The 18,963-nt window shown below is 72.1% G+C and carries 19 protein-coding genes and 1 riboswitch; of the genes, 8 read left to right on the top strand and 11 right to left on the bottom strand.

The window, feature by feature from the left end; translation table 11 throughout:
* Positions 1-139 precede the first annotated feature (139 nt).
* Positions 140-733: a hypothetical protein gene (locus tag HHX37_RS07440; protein WP_182874237.1), complete on the top strand. Its 594-nt coding sequence runs from the start codon at positions 140-142 to the stop codon at positions 731-733.
* 7 nt (positions 734-740) lie between these two features.
* Here the strand turns inward: HHX37_RS07440 and msrB are convergent, their stop codons facing one another.
* On the bottom strand, positions 741-1,142 hold the full coding sequence (gene msrB / locus HHX37_RS07435) for a peptide-methionine (R)-S-oxide reductase MsrB (protein ID WP_111699536.1): 402 nt from the start codon (positions 1,140-1,142) through the stop codon (positions 741-743).
* 95 nt (positions 1,143-1,237) lie between these two features.
* On the opposite strand from msrB, the gene ligD reads away from it, so the two are divergent.
* The 5 genes from ligD to HHX37_RS07410 all read left to right on the top strand — a co-directional run bounded on the left by ligD (position 1,238) and on the right by HHX37_RS07410 (position 6,096).
* Positions 1,238-2,239 carry a non-homologous end-joining DNA ligase gene (gene ligD / locus HHX37_RS07430; RefSeq protein ID WP_182884919.1) on the top strand — a complete coding sequence of 334 codons (1,002 nt, stop codon included), beginning with the start codon at positions 1,238-1,240 and terminating at the stop codon, positions 2,237-2,239.
* 162 nt (positions 2,240-2,401) lie between these two features.
* The gene (locus HHX37_RS07425; protein ID WP_182884918.1) at positions 2,402-2,995 is read left to right on the top strand and encodes a superoxide dismutase family protein; all 594 of its coding nucleotides are present in this window, start codon (positions 2,402-2,404) and stop codon (positions 2,993-2,995) included.
* Positions 2,996-3,343: 348 nt separating this feature from the next.
* Entirely contained in the window at positions 3,344-4,132 is a 789-nt protein-coding gene (locus tag HHX37_RS07420) for a hypothetical protein (protein WP_182884917.1), read from the top strand.
* A gap of 100 nt (positions 4,133-4,232) precedes the next feature.
* Positions 4,233-4,979 (top strand): pyrimidine reductase family protein, encoded by a 747-nt coding sequence (locus HHX37_RS07415; RefSeq protein ID WP_310740294.1) that lies wholly within the window; start codon positions 4,233-4,235, stop codon positions 4,977-4,979.
* Positions 4,980-4,995: 16 nt separating this feature from the next.
* Entirely contained in the window at positions 4,996-6,096 is a 1,101-nt protein-coding gene (locus HHX37_RS07410) for an ATP-dependent DNA ligase (RefSeq protein WP_182885063.1), read from the top strand.
* Positions 6,097-6,137: 41 nt separating this feature from the next.
* Here HHX37_RS07410 and HHX37_RS07405 read toward each other — a convergent pair whose 3' ends face one another.
* The 10 genes from HHX37_RS07405 to HHX37_RS07360 form a co-directional block, all read right to left on the bottom strand.
* On the bottom strand, positions 6,138-6,446 hold the full coding sequence (locus HHX37_RS07405; protein WP_111699539.1) for an AzlD domain-containing protein: 309 nt from the start codon (positions 6,444-6,446) through the stop codon (positions 6,138-6,140).
* Positions 6,446-7,306 carry an AzlC family ABC transporter permease gene (locus HHX37_RS07400; RefSeq protein WP_182884916.1) on the bottom strand — a complete coding sequence of 287 codons (861 nt, stop codon included), beginning with the start codon at positions 7,304-7,306 and terminating at the stop codon, positions 6,446-6,448. The genes HHX37_RS07405 and HHX37_RS07400 overlap by 1 nt, the downstream gene beginning before the upstream one ends.
* Positions 7,303-9,450 carry a glycogen debranching protein GlgX gene (gene glgX / locus HHX37_RS07395; protein ID WP_182880066.1) on the bottom strand — a complete coding sequence of 716 codons (2,148 nt, stop codon included), beginning with the start codon at positions 9,448-9,450 and terminating at the stop codon, positions 7,303-7,305. The genes HHX37_RS07400 and glgX overlap by 4 nt, the downstream gene beginning before the upstream one ends.
* Before the next feature lie 116 nt (positions 9,451-9,566).
* On the bottom strand, positions 9,567-9,995 hold the full coding sequence (locus HHX37_RS07390; protein ID WP_111699541.1) for an OsmC family protein: 429 nt from the start codon (positions 9,993-9,995) through the stop codon (positions 9,567-9,569).
* Between the two features lie 98 nt (positions 9,996-10,093).
* Positions 10,094-10,906, bottom strand: a complete 813-nt coding sequence (locus tag HHX37_RS07385) for an ABC transporter ATP-binding protein (protein ID WP_111699542.1) — start codon at positions 10,904-10,906, stop codon at positions 10,094-10,096.
* A complete protein-coding gene (locus HHX37_RS07380) occupies positions 10,903-11,778 on the bottom strand; it encodes an ABC transporter permease (RefSeq protein WP_220502650.1) in 876 nt (291 codons plus the stop codon). The genes HHX37_RS07385 and HHX37_RS07380 overlap by 4 nt, the downstream gene beginning before the upstream one ends.
* A complete protein-coding gene (locus HHX37_RS07375) occupies positions 11,775-12,755 on the bottom strand; it encodes an ABC transporter substrate-binding protein (RefSeq protein ID WP_182884915.1) in 981 nt (326 codons plus the stop codon). The genes HHX37_RS07380 and HHX37_RS07375 overlap by 4 nt, the downstream gene beginning before the upstream one ends.
* Positions 12,752-13,879 carry an agmatinase family protein gene (locus tag HHX37_RS07370; RefSeq protein WP_111699544.1) on the bottom strand — a complete coding sequence of 376 codons (1,128 nt, stop codon included), beginning with the start codon at positions 13,877-13,879 and terminating at the stop codon, positions 12,752-12,754. The genes HHX37_RS07375 and HHX37_RS07370 overlap by 4 nt, the downstream gene beginning before the upstream one ends.
* Positions 13,880-13,995: 116 nt before the next feature.
* A riboswitch (guanidine-I (ykkC/yxkD leader) is annotated at positions 13,996-14,088 on the bottom strand.
* A gap of 86 nt (positions 14,089-14,174) precedes the next feature.
* Entirely contained in the window at positions 14,175-15,797 is a 1,623-nt protein-coding gene (locus HHX37_RS07365) for an isovaleryl-CoA dehydrogenase (protein ID WP_310740292.1), read from the bottom strand.
* 105 nt (positions 15,798-15,902) lie between these two features.
* Positions 15,903-17,453, bottom strand: coding sequence for an ankyrin repeat domain-containing protein (locus tag HHX37_RS07360; protein WP_310740291.1), 1,551 nt, complete (start codon positions 17,451-17,453; stop codon positions 15,903-15,905).
* A 95-nt stretch (positions 17,454-17,548) separates the two neighbouring features.
* On the opposite strand from HHX37_RS07360, the gene HHX37_RS07355 reads away from it, so the two are divergent.
* Together HHX37_RS07355 and HHX37_RS07350 are read left to right on the top strand one after the other, a co-directional pair.
* The gene (locus HHX37_RS07355) at positions 17,549-18,334 is read left to right on the top strand and encodes a DUF1707 SHOCT-like domain-containing protein (protein WP_182884913.1); all 786 of its coding nucleotides are present in this window, start codon (positions 17,549-17,551) and stop codon (positions 18,332-18,334) included.
* Positions 18,335-18,465: 131 nt separating this feature from the next.
* On the top strand, positions 18,466-18,963 hold the full coding sequence (locus tag HHX37_RS07350; RefSeq protein ID WP_182884912.1) for a SigE family RNA polymerase sigma factor: 498 nt from the start codon (positions 18,466-18,468) through the stop codon (positions 18,961-18,963).

Here is an 18,963-nt window from a genome sequence, read left to right as displayed (position 1 = left end):
CCTCCCTGTGATCGGCGGAGGACGGGACTCCGTTGGAAGGGACATTCTGCCGGACCACGTGCGAAACGCCTGAAAGGGACTTGGCGGCGGCTGGACTTTGCCATACTGTGACGGAAGATCTACGTCTAGGTGAGGCAGAGTGTCAAGCGGGCTGGCACGTTCCAGGGGGCGCCGCCGTAAGAGGCGGACCCGTTCACACGTCGTCGAACTGTCGCTGGGAGCCGCCGCCTTCGCCGTCGGGGCCTTCGCGATCGCCGGGCCGCTGTCGCACCCGGACGCGGCTCCGGCCGGCGTGGCCGCCGCGCCCGCGCCGCACGCCTCCCCGGCCGGTGAGCTCACCGTCGCGAGCGTCGACACGGGGAAGAAGGCGGACGGCGCGCGGAAGAAGAAGGCGTCGGCGAAGAAGGCGTCGGGACCGTCCAAGTACACCGACAAGAAGGCGGACGCCTACTTCCGCAGCCGGTGGAACGACAAGACGGCCAAGAAGGTCAAGGACATCCGCACCACCGGCCGCTATCTGCGCATCTACACGAGCCTCCCGGAGAACGCCGACAACTCCAAAGCCGCGATCACCCTGTGCAAGCGAGGCCTGGAGTACCTGGCCGAGCGGGGGGAGGTCAACCCCGTGGTGTTCGTCCAGTCCAGGTTCGGCGAGAACGGCAATCCCGTCCTCGCCAACGTCCTCGGCCCGGACGACGACGACTGCCGGGTCACCTACCCGAAGCCGAACTGAGCCGGCCCTACTCGGCCGGCCGCAGGGTCAGGCTGACGGAGTTGATGCAGTACCGGTCGTCGGTCGGGGTGGGATAACCCTCGCCGTGGAACACGTGCCCGAGGTGCGAGTCGCACCGCGCGCAGCGCACCTCGACCCGGCGCATGCCCAGGGAGTCGTCCTCGTGCAGCGTCACGGCCTCCGACTCCGACGGCTCGAAGAACGACGGCCAGCCGCAGTGCGACTCGAACTTGGCCTCCGACCGGAACAGCTCCGCGCCGCAGGCGCGGCAGGAGTAGACGCCGACGGTCTTGGTGCCGACGTACTCGCCGGTGTAGGGGCGCTCGGTCCCCGCCTGCCGGAGGACGCGGAACTCCTCCGGGGAAAGCTGCGCGCGCCACTCGGCGTCGCTCTTGACTACCTTTTCCATGCTCACCACCCTGTGCCCGGTGGCCCCTCGCGGGGATTACGAAGTGAGGAACCATCAGGCCGTCCCGGATCTTCCCCGGGGGTAGGGTCGCCTACATGGCTTCGCCGTACATCGAGATCGAGGTGGGTGACCGGGTCGTCAAGGTCACCAACCCGGACAAGGTCTATTTCCCGGCGATCGGTGCGACCAAGCGCGACCTGGTGACGTACTACGTGAGCGTGGGGGAGGGCGCGCTGCGCGCGATGCGGGAGCGGCCGACCTACCTCAAGCGGCATCCGGACGGCGTCGGCTCCGAGGCGATCTACCAGAAGCGGATGCCCCGGCACCCCGACTGGATCGAGACCGTCACCGTGCGCTTCCCCAGCGGGCGCACGGCCGACGCCTTCTGCCCGACCGAGGTGGCGGCCATCGCCTGGTGCGCCAACCTCGGCACGATCGACTTCCACCCCTGGCACGCCCGCCGCGCCGACCTCGACCACCCCGACGAGCTGCGCATCGACATCGACCCGCAGCCGGGCACCTCGTTCGAGCAGGCCCGTACGGTCGCCTTCACCGCGAAGGAGGTCCTCGACGAGCTCGGCATGCGGGGTTTCCCGAAGACCTCCGGCAGCCGCGGTGTCCACGTGAACGTGCGCATAGAGCCGCGCTGGACCTTCACCGAGGTGCGGCACGCCGCCATCGCCTTCGCCCGGGAGGTGGAGCGGCGCACCGATCTCGCGACGACCGCCTGGTGGAAGGAGGAGCGGGGGGAGAAGGTCTTCATCGACTACAACCAGAACGCCCGCGACCGGACGGTGGCGTCCGCCTACTCGGTGCGCGCCCGGCCCGACGGCCGGGTGTCGGCCCCCGTGACCTGGGCCGAGCTGGAGGACTGCGACCCCGGCGCCTTCGACCTGAGGACGATGCCGGACCGGTTCGCCGCGCTGGGCGACGTGCAGCGGGAGATCGACGACCGCGCCTTCGGCATCGGCACGCTCCTGGAGTGGTACGACGCCGACGAGCGGGGCGACCTGCCGTATCCGCCGAACTACCCCAAGATGCCCGGCGAGCCCAAGCGGGTGCAGCCCAGCAAGGCAAGGCCATCTGGCGGAGGATGACGCTGCGCGAAGCCGGCCCGGCTTTCCCGGGTGCTCGCGGCGCTCGTTGAGCCTCGTCGGAAGCGCGGGCCGAGACTTGACAGAGTCTTGGCCCGGTCTCCCCGACGTGCGTGCCTACCCTGGGCAGTACGAGCCGTTTCCTCCGGCGGGAGGGAGATCGTCATGCTGTGGCGGACGTACCTGTCGTTCATCGTCGCCCTGACTCCCGCAGCGGGGCTGCAACATATGGCCGCCCCGGGCCCGCCTTCGACGGTGGTGCGCGACGGCCCCGACGCCCGGGCGACGCTGAAGGACGCCAACGGCCGGACCGTCGGTGTGGTCCGCGTCAATGAGCAGAAGGACGGCGCCACCAGGGTGCGCGTCGCCGTCGAGAACCTGCCGGCCGGGTTCCACGGGCTGCACCTCCATGCCAAGGGGGTGTGCGATCCCTCGTCGACCGACCCCGCGACCGGCAGTCCGTTCGCCAGCGCAGGCCGGCACCTCGGCATGGGCTCCCACCCCGACCACGCGGGTGACCTGCCCAACCTGATGGTCGGGAAGGACGGGAGAGGGCGGGCCACATTCCTGACCGATCGCTTCGGCCTGGACCGGCTACGTGCGCCGGAGGGCGCCTCGGTCGTCGTCCACGCCCGTGCCGACAACGCGGCGCAGATTCCGGACCGCTACCGCCACGGCAGGAAGGGCCCCGACGCCGAGACGCTCAAGGCCGGTGACTCGGGCGACCGCATCGCCTGCGGCGTCATACGCGTACGGTGAGTCGGCGCGGGTTGTGCGTGCCGGCTTGAGGATGTATTACGCATTGCTCGCAATGATGGATCCGACCTGGGGGAATAATACCTTCTGTTGGGTCGTCATGTCTTACATGGGAGTCTTACCCTGGAGTTGTAAGCATTTCTCTGTGGCTAATCTGGGGAAGAAATGCGAGAGGGCTCCTCGGTCGCAACCGTCAACCGGAAGACAACTTCCTGGCGAGAGCGAGCACTCGCTACCATCGAGGGTCTGGAAACCGAACTTGACCGCCTGAACAACGACTCCGCTTATGCAAGGGGGGTGCGGCGACATTTAGGGGCTGCGCGAGGTGCGGCGACGCGGCTTCGAAACCCGATGTCTGTTTGGACGGGGTCGGCGGTTGACTCCGCGTGGGCAAATATCCACCAGGCCGAGGCCGAGTTGCTGAGGTTGGTTCCGCCCGGCGAGCTGGAATGGTGGGGTACGAACATCCTTGCCCGCGCGAAACAGCATTTGGGGGCAAGTGATCCCCGACGGGTCAAATTCGAATCCCAGCTCAGGCGGTCTGGCGGCAAGCTGACGACGGATGATCGCGAGTTGGCGATTCAAGCAATGCAGGCGGCTAACATAGCCGCCCAATTGGAGAGAGTGAACCTCCGAAGCTTTCGAAACATTGTCATAATCACCACGATCATTCTGGCTGCGATAGCTTTCTCGTTCATTCTCCTGGGTCTTCTTGATCCCAAAAAGCTAAAACTGTGTTATCATCCTCAAGATTTCATGGTATGTCCACTGGGCATGGGTCCGAGTAGGTGGGATATTGCCCTAGTGGAATTTGTAGGATTGTCTGGCGCGGCATTGATGAGGGCCGCCGCTTTGCGTCATGTTCATGGGACCTCTACGCCGTACACTCTTCCTATAGTGCTGGCGCTTCTGAAGCTTCCGGCCGGTGCGGTTTCTGCGGTCCTAGGGCTGTTGCTCATCCAAGGTGGTTTCATTCCGGGCCTGACCGACTTGGATACGGGAGGTCAAATCCTTGCCTGGGCGGCCGTTTTTGGCATCGCGCAGCAAGTGGTGACGCGAGTAGCAGATGAACAAGGGCAGCGTGTGCTCGAAAATGTTCGCGGGCCTTCGTATTGGGGGGAGCGAACTACAAAACCGTAAGCCGTCCAAGGCCCGGCCCGGGGGCGAGCAGGAGGGCTGAGCCGCCCCGGGTTCTCATGGGCGGGGCGCCTGGGCCGTGTTGTCGGTGCGGTGTGCGAGTGTGGGAACCGTGCGCCGCATCCATCCCCACGCCGAGGACGATCCCGACATCGCCGCCGCCTACGCCTACCCGCGTGACCACTGGCTGCGTCTCAACATGGTGGCGAGCGCCGACGGCGCGGCCTGGGTCGAGGGCCACTCGGAGGGCCTGTCCGGCCGGGCCGACAAACGGATCTTCGGGCTGCTGCGCGGCCTGGCCGACGTGGTGCTCGCCGGCGCCGCCACCGTCCGCACGGAGGGCTACCGTCCCGCCCGCCCGCGCGAGTCGTGGCGGGCGCCGCGCGAGGGCCGCCCGCCCGTGCCGCCGATCGCCGTCGTCACCCGCCTGCTCGACCTCGATCTCGGGGGTCCGCTGTTCACTGAGGCCGAGCCGTACGCCCGGACCATCGTGATCACGACGGAGGCGGCGCCGAAGGACCGCAGGGACGAGGCCGCGGACAAGGCCCTCTTGATCGTCGCCGGAGACGACCGGGTCGATCTCGCGACCGCGGTGGAGGAGCTGCGCGGCCTGGGACTCGGCCGGATCCTGTGCGAGGGCGGGCCGCGGATCAACGCGCAGCTCGCCGCGGCCGGGCTGGTCGACGAGCTGGCGCTGACGGTGAGCCCGCTGCTGGCCGGGGGTGACGCCGCGCGCATACTGGACGGCGTCGCCTCGCGCACGCCGCTGACCCTCGCCCAGGTGCTGGAGGAGGACGGCTTCCTCTTCTGCCGATACCTCAGGGAGGCGCATGATGAAGCCGCCGGTTGAGCCGCTGATCCCGGACCTGGACCTGCCGGTGGTGCCGCCGGTCGCGCCGATGCTCGCGAAGGCGGTCAAGAAGCTGCCAGAGCAGGACGGCACGCTCTACTACGAGCCGAAATGGGATGGCTTCCGCTGCATCGTCTTCCGCGACGGCGACGAGGTCTTCCTGGGCAGCAGGAACGAGCGGCCCTTCACGCGCTACTTCCCTGAGCTGGTCGAGGCCGTCAGGAAGGAGCTGCCGCCCCGGTGCGTGGTGGACGGCGAGATCGTGCTGATCAGGGGCCAGTCGCTCGACTTCGACGCGCTCCAGCAGCGCATCCACCCCGCCCAGTCCCGGGTGCGGCTGCTGGCCGGGAGCACGCCCGCCTCCTTCGTCGCGTTCGACCTGCTCGCCGTCGGCGCGGAGGACCTGATGGAGGCGCCGTTCTCGGAGCGGCGGTCCCGGCTGGAGGAGGCGCTGGCGGGGGCGGGCCGGTCGGTGCGGCTCACCCCGGTCACCCGGGACGAGGGCCGGGCCGCCGAGTGGTTCGACGCGTTCGAGGGCGCCGGGCTCGACGGCATCGTGGTCAAGCCGGGAGACCAGCCGTACACGCCGGACAAGCGGGTGATGTTCAAGGTCAAGCACGAGCGGACGGCCGACTGCGTCGTGGCGGGCTACCGCGAGCACAAGTCGGGGCCGGTCGTCGGGTCGCTGCTGCTCGGGCTGTACTCCGCCGACGGCCGCCTGCACCACGTGGGGGTGGCCGCCTCCTTCCCGATGAAGAAGCGCGAGGAACTGGTCGGGGAGCTCGCGCCGTACCGGATGGAGGACCTGAGCGAGCACCCTTGGGGACACTGGGCCGAGGTGGCGGAGGGCGGCGCGCAGAGTGGCCGGCAGGGTGGCGCGCAGGGCCAGCGCCTGCCGGGCGCCGTCTCGCGGTGGAACGCCAAGAAGGACCTGTCGTTCATCCCGTTGCGGCCGGAACGGGTCATCGAGGTCGCCTACGACCACATGGAGGGCGACCGGTTCCGGCACACCGCCCAGTTCCGCCGCTGGCGCACCGACCGCACGCCCGAGTCCTGCACCTACGACCAGCTCGAACGCCCGGTGAGCTACGACCTCGACGAGATCCTCGCCCGCTGAGCCGTCCCGGCATCCGGCCGGTCGGCAGAGGTCGGCAGAGCTCAGCCGGTCAGGGCGCGGACGGCGGCGGTGACGACGACGGCCACCGCGACCACCACCAGGAAGGGCGCGCGCAGCAGCAGCGCGACGGCCGCCGCGGCGAGGCCGGCGGCCCGGGCGTCGACGACGAGCGTGCGGCCGTCGGCGAAGGTCTGCAGGGCGATCAGCGCGGCCAGCGCCGCGATCGGCACCAGCGCGGCGAGCCTGCGCATGAGCGGCCGTTCCAGCACCGCCGCCGGGACCGACAGCCCGAGGAGCTTGACCGCGTAGCACCCGGCGACGGTGACCGCGATCGCGATCCACACCCCCATCACGCCTCCTCCGCCCGCGCCGCCGCGCTCCGCTCCCGCCGTGCGGCGGCGCGGGACCGGAGCGCGGAGACGGCCAGGACGGCGGGCGCGGCGAGCACGGCCACCAGCACCGGGACGCCCGCGGGCAGGAACGGCACGCAGGCCAGCGCCAGCACGACGGCCAGCACGGCCACCGCCACCTCATGCCGGAGGACCGCGGCCCGGGCCGGCCGGGCCGTCGCAGTGCCCTCCCCATCCTGGCCCGGAGCCGGGGTGGCGCCTGCCCGCGCCGAAGGAGCGGCGGCGGAGCGGTCCCGGAGCATGGGCAGGAGCAGGGCGAGGAAGACGGCCGGACCGGCCACGTCGAGCCCCCAGGCCGCCGGGTCGCCCAGGGCCGCGGCGCCCAGCGCGCCGAGGAGGGTCGTGACGTTCCACCCGGCGTACAGGGTCACGCCCGTGACGGTGAACCCGAGCCGGGCGAGGCGCCGGTCGGGCTGGGCCAGGGCCACGGCGGAGGTCTCGTCGATCACCCAGTGGGCGGCCAGCGGACGGACCGCGGCGGGGAGGCCGAGCACCTGCGACAGACGCAGGCCGTAGAACGCGTTGCGGACGCCCAGCAGCAGCGCCCCCGCCGCCGCGGGGAGCGGTGCCCCGCCGGCGCCGAGCGCGCCCACCAGCGCGAACTGGGACGCCCCGGTGAAGACCAGCAGCGACAGCACGCAGGTCTGGGCGAGCGTCATCCCGGCCCCCGCCGACGTCACGCCGAACGCGAACCCGGAGAGCCCGACCGCCGCGCCGACCCCGAGGGCGTCCCGTACGACCGCCGACCGGGGCTTCGTCGGCAGGCCGGAATGCGGCTTTTGTGGTGGTGCCGTAGTCACCCGACCGAGGGTAACCGGCGGCTCGGGCCGCCGGCGCACACGAGGACGCGCATGGACCGGTCGGTGACGGTGACCTTGGACCCGGCGACCAGCGTCTCCGCCGCGTCCGGGTCGTCCGGCGGGTCCTCGTCGGCGGTGTCGAGCACGGGACGCCAGGCCGCGCCCAGCTCCGGGCCGGGGAGGGCGAAGGTCAGGCTCTCGTGGTGCGCGTTGATCAGCAGCAGGAACGTCGCGTCGGTGATCCGCTCGCCCCGCGCGCCGGGCTCGCTGATCGCGTCGCCGTTGACGTAGACGCCCAGCGACTTGGCGTAGCCGGTCTGCCAGTCGGCGTCGGTCATCTCGGTGCCCGACGGCGTGAGCCAGACGATGTCCCTGCTGTCGTCCCCGACCGTGCGGCCCAGGAAGAACCTGCGGCGCCGGAAGACGGGGTGGGCCCGCCGTAACGCGCCCAGGCGGCGGACGAAGTCCAGCAGGCCGGGTTCCTGCCCGACCAGGGACCAGTCGATCCAGGACGTCTCGTTGTCCTGGCAGTAGGCGTTGTTGTTGCCCTGCTGGGTGCGGCCGAACTCGTCGCCCGCCAGCAGCATCGGCACGCCCTGGGACACGAACAGGGTGGTGAGGAGGTTGCGCCGCTGGCGCCGCCGCAGCCGGTTGATCGCCGGGTCGTCGACCGGTCCTTCGGCGCCGCAGTTCCACGACCGGTTGTCGTCCGTGCCGTCGCGGTTGCCCTCGCCGTTGGCCTCGTTGTGCTTGTGGTCGTACGACACGAGGTCGTTGAGCGTGAACCCGTCGTGGGCGGTGACGAAGTTGATCGAGGCGACCGGGCGGCGGCCGCTGGTCGCGTACAGGTCGCTCGACCCGGCGAGGCGCGAGGCGAACTCGGGCAGCGTCCGGGAGTCGCCCCGCCAGAAGTCCCGTACGGCGTCGCGGTACTTGCCGTTCCACTCGGTCCACAGGGGCGGGAAGTTGCCGACCTGGTAGCCGCCGGGACCGACGTCCCACGGCTCGGCGATCAGCTTGACCTGGGAGATCACCGGGTCCTGCTGGATGAGGTCGAAGAACGCGCTGAGCCGGTCGACGTCGTGCAGCTCGCGGGCGAGCGCGGCGGCGAGGTCGAAGCGGAAGCCGTCCACGTGCATGTCGAGCACCCAGTAGCGCAGCGAATCCATGATCAGCTGGAGCGCGTGGGGCGAGCGGACGTTCAGCGAGTTGCCGCAGCCGGTGTAGTCGAGGTAGTAGCGGCGGTCCTCCTCGCGCAGCCGGTAGTAGGCGACGTTGTCGAGGCCCCGGAACCCGAGCGTGGGGCCCATGTGGTCGCCCTCGGCCGTGTGGTTGTAGACAACGTCGAGGATCACCTCGATCCCCGCGTCGTGCAGGGCCCGGACCATCGCCTTGAACTCCTGGACCTGCTGGCCGCGCTGCCCCGCGCAGGAGTACGCGTTGTGCGGCGCGAGGTAGGCGATCGTGTTGTAGCCCCAGTAGTTGGTCAGCCCCCGGGCGACCAGGAAGTGCTCGGGCACGAACTGGTGGACGGGCATGAGCTCGACCGCCGTCACGCCGAGCGACCGCAGATGGTCGATCACGGCCGGGTGCGCGAGCCCGGCGTAGGTGCCCCGCTGCTCCTCGGGCACGGCGGGGTGCCGCATGGTGAGCCCGCGCACGTGCGCCTCGTAGATCACCGTCTCGTGGTACGGCGTGCGGGGCGGCCGGTCGTTGCCCCACTCGAAGAACGGGTTGACCACCACGTTCTTCGGCATGTGCGGCCCGGAGTCCTCGACGTTCAGCCGGGCGGGGTCGGCGAAGTGGTAGGAGAACAGCGACTCGTTCCACCGGACCGAGCCCTCGATCGCCTTCGCGTACGGATCGAGCAGCAGCTTGGCCGGGTTGCACCGGTGGCCGTGCTCGGGCCGGTAGGGGCCGTGCACGCGGAAGCCGTACCGCTGGCCGGGCATGATCCCCGGCAGGTAGCCGTGCCAGACGAAGCCGTCGACCTCCGGCAGGTCGACGCGGGTCTCCGCGCCGTCGTCGTCGAACAGGCACAGCTCGACCCGCTCGGCCACCTCCGAGAACACCGAGAAATTGGTGCCCACACCGTCCCAGGTGGCGCCGAGTGGGTAGGGCTCTCCAGGCCAAACCTCGCGCATGTAACCTCATTCTCCACTGCCCGGACGATTCGTGCACCTGGGGCGGTACCCCTGCTCCCGGTCCGCGCACGCGGAGGCCCCCGCCGGACCGGTCCGGCGGGGGCCCCACTGGTGGTTCAGCCGACGAGTTCGGCGTTCAGGGTGATCGTCGTGCCGGCCAGCGCCTTGCTCACCGGGCAGTTCGCCTTCGCGGTCTCGGCCGCCTGCTGGAAGTCCTCGGCGGACAGGCCGGGCACCTGGGCCCGTACGGAGAGCACGATGCCGGTGATGCCCTCTCCGGGCTGGAAGGTCACGTCGGCCCGGGTCTCGACCGACTGCGGCGGGGTGCCCGCCTGGGCCAGGCCGTGGGACAGGGCCATCGAGAAGCACGAGGAGTGGGCGGCCGCGATGAGCTCCTCCGGGCTCGTCTTGCCGTTCGCCTGCTCGGCCCGGGAGGGCCAGGAGACGTCGAAGGTGCCGACGCCGGAGGTGTCGAGCGAGACAACGCCCGAACCGTCGAGCAGGGCGCCCTTCCACTGCGTCGTCGCGGTACGAGTGGTCGCCATGGCGATATCCCTTCACTAGCGAGTCTTAATCCATTCAGCAGCGACCTTAACGCCACCCGCGCCGCCGGTCGTCCCGCGACCCTCCCGCAAACCCACGATCACGCCGGCGCGGCGGCGACACGCGCCTGGTGGGCGCGGTGCTCGGCCCGGACCAGGTCCTCGACCTCCGCCCTGATCCGCAGGAACTCCGCGGAGCGCTTGATCTCCAGCGGGCGGGGCTCCGGCAGGCCGATGGCGATCTCCTGGCTGATCCGGCCGGGATCGCTGGACAGCACGATCACCCGGCGCGCGAGGAACACGGCCTCCTCCGTGTCGTGGGTCACCATGACGACCGTCGGGCGTTCCCCGGCCGGTGTCACGTCCTGCCAGACCTGCCGTACGAACAGCTGCATGTCCTCCTTGGTCTGCACGTCGAGCGCGCCGAAGGGCTCGTCGAGCAGCAGCACGCGCGGCGCGCAGGCCAGCGCGCGGGCGATCGCCACCCGCTGCTGCTGCCCGCCCGACAGGCGTCCGGGCAGGGCCCCGGCCAGGTGGCCGAGGCCCACCTCGTCGAGCAGCCACCGCACCCGCTCCCGCCGGGCGGCGCGCGGCACGCCGAGCGCCTCCAGGCCGAACGCGACGTTCTGGGCCACGGTCCGCCAGGGATACAGCGAGGCGGTCTGGAACACCAGCCCGCGGTCCGGGCCGGGACCCGCGACCTCACGGCCGTCCAGCAGCACCCGGCCGGACGTGGGCGGGACGAGGCCCGCGACCATGCCCAGCAGGGTCGACTTGCCCGAGCCGCTCGCCCCCACCACGCAGACGAAGTCGCCGGATGCCACGGACAGGTCCACGTCCTGGAGCACCGGCCGGCCCGGGACGAACTCCTTGCCCACGCCCTCCAGCCGGAGACCGCTCGGTGCGCTCGTCAACGGGCCCACCTCCCCACCCGGGCGCGCAGCAGGCGCAGCGTGACGTCGATGGCCAGGCCGATCAGGCCGATCACCACGAGGATCGCGAAGATGCGGTCGGTCTGCAGGAACCGCTGGGCGCGGGTGATCCGGTAGCCGAGTCCCGAGGTGGCCGCGACCAGTTCGGCGACGACCACGAAGTTCCACGCCGCGGCGGCGTTGACCCGCATCGCGTCGATGATCCCCGGCAGCGCGTACGGGAACACCACCCGGGCGGCCACCCGCGGCCGGGACGCCCCGAGGGTCGCCGACACCTCCAGCAGCCGGTGCGGCACCTGCCGTACGGCGTCGGCGGTCATGAGCGTGTTGAAGAACACCACGCCGAGGACGAGCAGCGCCACCTTCGACGCCTCGCCGATGCCCAGCCAGATGATCAGCAGCGGGATGAAGGCCGACGCGGGCAGGTAGCGCAGGATGCCGACGGCCGGTTCGAGCAGCGGCTGCGCCCAGCCGAGCGTCCCCATCGCGAACCCCAGCGGCACCGAGATCAGGACGGCCAGGCCGAAGCCCGCCGCGATCCGGCCGAGGCTAGCCGCGAGGTCGGCGGCCAGTTCGCCGCCGGCCGCCATGTCCACCCCGGCCGCCCAGACCGCCGACGGGGAGGGCAGGAACGCGGGGTCCACCCGGCCGCTCGCGCTGACCGCCTGCCAGACCGCCAGCGGCACGAGGATCGACAGGCACCGCAGGAGCCAGGCCGTACGCGCGGAGACCGAGGTCGTGAGCGCCTTGGTCGTGAGCGGCCCGGTTCTGAGCCTCGCCCGGCGCGGCGCGGGCTCTTCCGCCGCCGGGGCCGTCCCGGCGTCCTGTCTCGGCATCGCCTCGGCCGCGGTCACGGCTGCACCGCGCGGACGAACTGGGGCGCGAACAGTCCCTCCAGCGACGGGGCCCTGTCCACCAGCTTCGCCGAGACCAGGAACTCCGCGATCTCCTTGGCGCGGCCGTCCAGCTCGCCGGAGAAGGCCGTCCGGTTGCGCTCCAGCGTGAAGATCGTCGTGCCCTTGTCGTACGACTCGTAGTCGGACACGCTCACCCCCGCCCGCTTCGCCATGATCTCCAGGGCCTCCGGCCGGTGCTCGCCGATCCAGGTGAGCGCGTCGAACCAGGCCGACACGAGCCCCTGCACGGCCTTCGGGTCGCGGGAGACGAGGTCACGGGTGACCACCAGATGGTCGGGGATCGCCCCGGGGAAGTCGGCCGACGTCGCGATCGCCCGGCTGCCCTTCCGCTTGAGCGCGGTCGTGGTGAAGGGGGCGAACACCCCGACGGCGTCCACCTGCCCGGCGGCGAAGGCCGCCGCGGCGGCGTCGGTCGGCATCGGCCGGAACTGCACGTCCGCCTCGGTGAGACCGGCCTTCCGCAGCGCGAGCAGGAGCAGGTAGTGGTCGACCGTGCCCTGCTCGGCGGCGACGGTCCTGCCCTTCAGACCGGACAGCGACGAGATGCCCGGCCCCGCGATGATCTGGTCGTTGCCGCTGGAGTTGTCGTTGACCAGCACGACGCTCTGCTTCGCCCCGCCGGCCACGGACGCCAGGGTGTCGTTGAGCGTCTGGCTGTTGGCGTCGATGGTTCCCGTGGCCAGCGCGTTGAGCGAGTCGGTGTAGCTGTCGAAGTACTTCAGCTCGACGTCCACGCCGTTCTTGCGGAACAGGCCCTGCTCGCCGGCGACCTGCCAGGGGAACCAGCCCGGCCAGGCGCTGAAGCCCAGGGTGATCGTCGAGCCGGCCGGGGCGGCGGCCTGCCGCTCCCCGGGGGAGGCGCAGCCCGCGAGCAGGAGCAGAACGAGAACGGCGGCGAGGTGTCGGCGCGTCATTGGACGGCCTCCTTCTTCCTCTTCGGCAGGTGTCCCGAGCGCACCAGGCACCCGAGGGTGTCGCAGATGACCCGGGTGGCGATGAGCGAGGTGATCTCCGCGTTGTCGTACGGCGGGGAGCACTCCACCACCTCGATTCCGGCGAGCGGCCGGGCGTCGGCGATGAGCTGGATGAACTTGAGCACCTCGCGGGGGAGGAACCCGCCGGGCTCGGGCCAGCCGGTTCCGGGCACGAAGGCCGCGTCGAGGCAGTCGACGTCGAAGGACAGCCAGACGGCCTCCGCGCCGTCCCAGGCGACCTCCAGGGCCCGCTCGGCGGCGGCCTCGATGCCCATCTCGACGCAGTCGGTGACCGTCATGATCGTGGTGCCCCGCTCGCGGCCCACCTTCACGCCCGGGCGGGGCGCCTGCCAGCCGCCGATGCCGATCTGCACGAGGTTCTTCGGCGGCACGTTCGGGATGTCGGTGGCGTGGAACCAGGGGGTGGTGTGCATCCGCTCGTCGAGGTCGGTCTCCTGGGTGTCGACGTGGCGGTCGAAGTGGATGATGCCGACGTTTCCCCGCACGTGTTCGGCCACCCCGCGCACGGTCGGGTAGCCGATCGAGTGGTCCCCGCCGAGGATCACCGGGAAGGCGCCGCTCTCGAAGACGTGCGCGACGCCCTTGCTGATCTGGTCGAAGGTCTTCTCGATGTTGCCCGGGATCGTGAAGATGTCGCCCAGGTCGCAGATCGTGATCGACTCGCGGAGGTCGACGCCGAGCTCGAAGCTGTAGGGGCCGTACAGCGCGGAGATCTTGCGGATGCCCTGCGGCCCGAAGCGGGTGCCCGAGCGGTAGGTGGTGCCCCCGTCGAAGGGCGCGCCGAGCACCGCCACGTCGTACTCCCCGCAGCGCCGCACGTCCTCGACGTACGGCGCCTTGAGGAAGGTGTTGATCCCGGCGAAGTGCGGCAGTTCGCCGCGGGAGAAGGTGGGAATGGTGCGGTCGACGATCGAGTCGGCGCCCTGCAGGCCGAGTTCGAGCCCGCGGGCGATCTCCCGCTCGTGCATGGTGGTGGGGATCTCGGCCTCACGCTCGACGGCGTTACGGGCTTCGGGACCGTAGTGGGAATGGAGGTGGCCCACGGCACTCCTCGGGGGGACGGCTGGTCCACCGCCGCCCGGCGGGCGGCGGGATTCGCGACCCGCGGCGTCTCCCCGGTCCCGGCCGCGCCGTTGACCGGGGAGACGCCGAAGTCGCAGCCTCCCGGGCTTTTGTCCCGCCGTGGAACGGCTCCGCGCCGAGCCGCCTGCACCTCTCGGACCAGCCGAACGGAACCCTAGGTGCGCCTCACCGGGGTGAGCCGGTGAGTCCCCTTCATGACAGCGGCGGCCTGTTTCCGCCGGATTTCCGTGGGGTAGCCGTCCCGTGACCGCCTGCTCACGCGGGCGCCGCGCGCTCCAGGATCGGCTCCAGGTCGAGGCCGGCCGGGAGCGTGCCGAAGGCGCGGCCCCAGTCGCCGCCCAGGCGGGAGGCGCAGAACGCGTCGGCCACCGGCGCCGGGGCGTGCCGCACGAGCAGGGACGCCTGCAGGACCAGCGTCATCTCCTCGGCCACCCGGCGGGCGTCGGCCTCACCGGCGGAGGCGAGCGTCTTCAGCACCCGCCCGGCCGCGTCGCCGACGCGGTGGTCCCCGGCTCGGGCGACCTCGGCGAAGAACGCCTCGACCGCCTCCGGCTCCCGGGCGAGCACCCGCATCAGGTCGAGGGCGGCCACGTTGCCCGAGCCCTCCCAGATGCCGTTCAGCGGGGACTCCCGGAAAAGCCGGGGCATCTGCGACTCCTCGACGTACCCGTTGCCGCCCAGGCACTCCAGCGCCTCGGCGGCGTGGACCGGCGCCCGCTTGCAGATCCAGTACTTGGCGGCGGCGAGGGCGGCCCGGCGGAACAGGCCCTCGGCGGCGTCGCCCGCCACCGCCCGGTCGGTCGCCCCGGCCAGGCGGGTCATCAGCGTGGTCGCCGCCTCGGACTCCAGCGCGAGGTCGGCGAGCACGGCGCGCATCAGCGGCTGGTCGGCCAGCGGCCGGCCGAACGCGCTCCGGTGGCGGGCGTGGTGGAGGGCCTGCGACAGTCCCTGCCGCATGCCGGCGGCCGAGCCGGTCACGCAGTCGAGCCTGGTCATGTTGACCATCTCGATGATCGTGCGGACGCCCCTGCCCTCCTCGCCGACGAGGAAGGCCGTCGCGCCGTCGTACTCGACCTCCGCGGAGGCGTTGGACCGGTTGCCGAGCTTGTCCTTCAGCCGCATCAGGCGCATCGCGTTGCGGGTGCCGTCGGGCAGCACACGGGGGAGCAGGAAGCACGACAGCCCGCGCGGGGCCTGGGCCAGCACCAGGAACGCGTCGCACATCGGGGCGGAGTTGAACCACTTGTGCCCGGTCAGGGCGAAGCTCCCGTCGCCGAGGGGTTCGGCCCGGGTGGTGCCGGCCCGCACGTCGGAGCCGCCCTGCTTCTCGGTCATGGCCATCCCCGCCAGCACGCCCCGCTTCTCCAGCGGCGGGCGCAGCCCGAAGTCGTACGTGCGGGAGGCCAGCAGGGGCTCCCACTCCGCCCGCAGCGACGGCGAGTGCCGCAGCGCGGCCACGGCGGCGTACGTCATGGAGATCGGGCAGCCGTGCCCGGCCTCCACCTGGGACCAGACGAAGAACTTCGCGGCCCTGGCGACGTGCGCCCCCGGCCGGGCCGAGGTCCAGGGGGAGGCGTGCAGCCCGTTGCCGACCGCGACCGACATCAGCTCGTGCCAGGCGGGGTGGAACTCGACCTCGTCGATCCGGTTGCCGTAGCGGTCGTGGGTGCGCAGGACGGGCGGGTGTTCGTTGGCCAGCCGCCCCCACTCCTGCGCCTTCTCGGATCCGGCCAGCAGGCCGAGCCGGCGCAGCTCCCCGGTCGCCCAGTCCGCCCCCTCCCTGGCGAGCCCCTCCAGCAGCGCCTGGTCGGCCGAGACGTCGTGCCCGGCCAGCGGGGGCGCCTGGTTGGTCACGTCGTGAGTCGCGTCGCGGGTCACAGGGTCCTCCTCGGGTGATGCCGGGTCCTCGGCGCCGGGAACCGGGCGAGGCCGGAACTCCATCTCAGCACTCGGGCCCGCCGGGACAAACACCCGCCGCCGCGCTCAGGCGCCGGAGATGTCCAGGCCCAGCTCCTGGGCCGCCTCAAGGGCGAGATCACGCGCGTAGCCCTGACCGGCGCCCGCCTCGCACAGCACCCGGTGGACGCCCGTGAGCGCCCGCCTGTCGCCGCGCGCGGCCAGGCCGCGGGCCGCCTCGGCCACGGTCGTCACGTCACGGTCGGCCAGCCGGGCGGCCAGCGCCTCCCTGATCCGGGCGGTGTCGGCCGGCAGGCCGGCGAGGCCCATGGTCGCCCAGTCGCGCACCTCGTCGTCCCCGCACTCGGTCAGCCGGATCAGGGCGGCGAGGCCGTCCTCGTCGCCGGACGGCAGGACCGCGGCGAGCGCGACCGCGTCGTTGACGGTGGGCTCGCGCCCCGGGCCGCCCACGATCGCCAGCACCTCGGGCAGGGCCCGCTCGTCGGCCCGGTGGCCGAACGCCGCGAGCAGGGCCTCGACCACCGCGGGCTCGGTCTCCCGGCGGGCCAGGTCGCGCAGGATGCCGAGGACCTCGTCCTGCCGGTCGTCGTGGCCCGTGTCCTGTCCCGGGAGGTGGCCCGGGTCGCGGCCGAACTGGGCGAGGACGTCGACGCCGAACTCCCGCCGCACCGGGTCGTCGCTCTCGCACAACCGTGTCACCGCCCGGAACGTCTTCTCGTCGTGGCGCCCCCGCAGCGCGTGGACGGCCGCCCACCACGTCTCGTCGTCCTCGTCCAGGTCGCGGTAGGGCAGGACGCGGCGGAGCAGCTCCTCGGGCGGCGGCCGGAGACCGAGCGCCGCCTCCAGGACCGTGGCGGCGGCCGCGTGCCCGTACTGGCGGGCCACGGTGTAGACGCCGGTGTGTGTGCCGGTGCGGGCGCCCTCGCCGCGCGCCTCGACGGTGACCCGCCGGGTGCCGTCCGGCGCGGCGGAGTGCGCCACCAGCACCGTGTGCTCGCCGCCCAGCCGCGCGGCGGCGTCGTCCCGGAGGACCGCCTCCAGATCGGCCCCCGCCAGACGGGCGGCGATCTCCAGCGGGGTCGCGCCGTCCCAGCCGGGCGCGGCCGGGTCCGCGCCGTGCTCCAGCAGGGACCAGACGATCCCGTACGCCCCGAACAGCGCGGCCAGTGTCAGCGGCGTGTCGCCGTCCTCGTCGGCCAGGCCGGGATCGGCCCCGGCGTCGAGCAGGACGTCGGCCGACTCGAGGTTGCCGTTGGCGGCCGCCCACAGCAGGGCCGTCCAGCCGCCCTCCTCCGCCGCGTCGGGGTCGGCGCCTCCGTCCAGCAGCGCCTGCACGGTCTCGGCGTGGTCCCAGCAGGCCGCGGCGCACAGCGGCAGCCCCTCCTCGGGCCCGCCGCTCGGCCGGTCGGGGTCCGCGCCGTGGTCCAGCAGCAGCCGGACGATCTCGTGGTGGCCTCCGGCGGCGGCCCGGTAGAGCGGCGTCGTCCCCTGGGCGGGGTCGACGGCGGGGGACACAGGGGAGGACACAGGGGATACCGGGGCCTCCGGGTGCAGCATCTCCGCCACCCGCGCGGCGTCCCCCTCCGCGATCGCCTCCAACAACCTGCTGCGGGTCACGTCTCCATGCTCACACAACCCCTTCTGGAGGACCCCGCAGGGATCGTCCCCAGGGAGGATGGGGAGCGGGGCCGGTCGGGGTTACGGTGGGGGACGTGAACGATCCGGGTGGCATGCGGGCGTCCGACGCCGAGCGCGAGTCCGTGGTGGAGCGGCTGAGGGTGGCGTCCGCCGAGGGGCGGCTGACGCTGGCCGAGCTGACCGAGCGGACCGAGGCCGCCTATCTGGCCCAGACGCACGGCGAGCTCGCCCAGATCATCGCCGACCTGCCGGGCGGCGCCCCGGCCCCGGCCCCCGGGCCCGCGGCTCCGGCCGCCCCGCAGGGCAGGATGCGCAAGTGGATCGTGGCGGTGCTGGGCGACGCCAAGAGGACCGGCTCGTGGCGGATCGACGACGGCATCGGCGCGGTCAGCGTGCTGGGCGACGTGACCCTCGACCTGCGGGAGGCCGAGGTGCGCGGGCGTGAGGTGGACGTCGTCGCCGTCTGCGTGCTGGGCGATCTCAAGATCATCGTGCCGGACGGGATCGACGTGGAGCTCTCCGGCGTCACCGTCCTGGGCGACAAGAAGGTCCAGGTGATCGAGGCTCCCGCCGGGCAGGCCGCCCCCGTCGTCAGGGTCAGGGCGTACGTCCTGCTGGGCGACGTGAAGATCATCGGGGACTCCCGGGCGCAGCCGATCAAGCGCGGCTGGTTCGCCTGGAGCGAGTGGTGGCAGGAGCGCCGCTCCTCCCTCACCGAGGGGTACGAGGGCTCCGAGCACGGCCTGCACGGCCTGGACGGCATGCACGGGCTGCACGGGCTACACGGCATGCACGGGCTCCGCCCGCCCCGCCCGCCTCGTCCTCCCCGGCTCCGCGACCGCCGGCGCGACTCCCGCTGAACGGCCCCCGAGCGCGCGGTCGTACGCCGCAGGGGAACCCGATCGCCGTCCGAGGCAACGGCGCGGCGCTCCCAGGGCGTAGTCATCGGTGACCGTCCACCGAGGACCGCACCGATCACTGGGGGCCGCACATGCGCGACCGGGCCGACTTCGAGCGCTACGTCGAGCAGCGCTCGGACCGCATGCTGCGGACGGCCTACCTCCTCTGCCGCGACTGGGGCACGGCAGAGGACCTGGTCCAGACGGCGCTGGCCAAGGCGTGGCTGGCCTGGCGGAGGGTCGGTGACAATCCCGACCCGTACGTCTACCGCATCCTGACCAACACCCATGCCAGCTGGTGGCGCAGGCGCTGGCGCGGCGAGCAGCCGACCGAGGTGCTGCCGGAGCCGGCGGTCGGCGACGCCGCCGACCTGTTCGGCTTCCGGGACGCCGTACGGCGGGCCCTCGCGGGACTGCCGCTGAAACAGCGCGCCGTGATCGTGCTGCGCTACTTCGCCGACCTCGGCGACGACCGGATCGCGGAGATCCTCGGCTGCTCGGCGGGGACCGTGCGCAGCCAGGCGAGCAGGGCCCTGGCCAGGCTGCGCGTCGATCCCGCCGCCCGCTCCGCGATGAGCCTGGAGAGCTGA

The sequence above is a fragment of the Microbispora sp. H10885 genome, assembly GCF_014161415.1.
GTDB lineage: Bacteria > Actinomycetota > Actinomycetes > Streptosporangiales > Streptosporangiaceae > Microbispora > Microbispora triticiradicis.
The sequence above is the reverse complement of the archived record's forward strand: the minus strand, read 5'-3'. Positions and strand labels throughout refer to the sequence as shown.

Coding starts and splice junctions, on each gene's coding strand:
- HHX37_RS07375 (WP_182884915.1), bottom strand. CDS start 12,755: ATGACGCGCCGACACCTCGCCGCCGTTCTCGTTCTGCTCCTGCTCGCG.
- HHX37_RS07405 (WP_111699539.1), bottom strand. CDS start 6,446: ATGGGGGTGTGGATCGCGATCGCGGTCACCGTCGCCGGGTGCTACGCG.
- glgX (WP_182880066.1), bottom strand. CDS start 9,450: ATGCGCGAGGTTTGGCCTGGAGAGCCCTACCCACTCGGCGCCACCTGG.
- HHX37_RS07425 (WP_182884918.1), top strand. CDS start 2,402: ATGCTGTGGCGGACGTACCTGTCGTTCATCGTCGCCCTGACTCCCGCA.
- HHX37_RS07390 (WP_111699541.1), bottom strand. CDS start 9,995: ATGGCGACCACTCGTACCGCGACGACGCAGTGGAAGGGCGCCCTGCTC.
- HHX37_RS07350 (WP_182884912.1), top strand. CDS start 18,466: ATGCGCGACCGGGCCGACTTCGAGCGCTACGTCGAGCAGCGCTCGGAC.
- ligD (WP_182884919.1), top strand. CDS start 1,238: ATGGCTTCGCCGTACATCGAGATCGAGGTGGGTGACCGGGTCGTCAAG.
- HHX37_RS07420 (WP_182884917.1), top strand. CDS start 3,344: ATGTCTGTTTGGACGGGGTCGGCGGTTGACTCCGCGTGGGCAAATATC.
- msrB (WP_111699536.1), bottom strand. CDS start 1,142: ATGGAAAAGGTAGTCAAGAGCGACGCCGAGTGGCGCGCGCAGCTTTCC.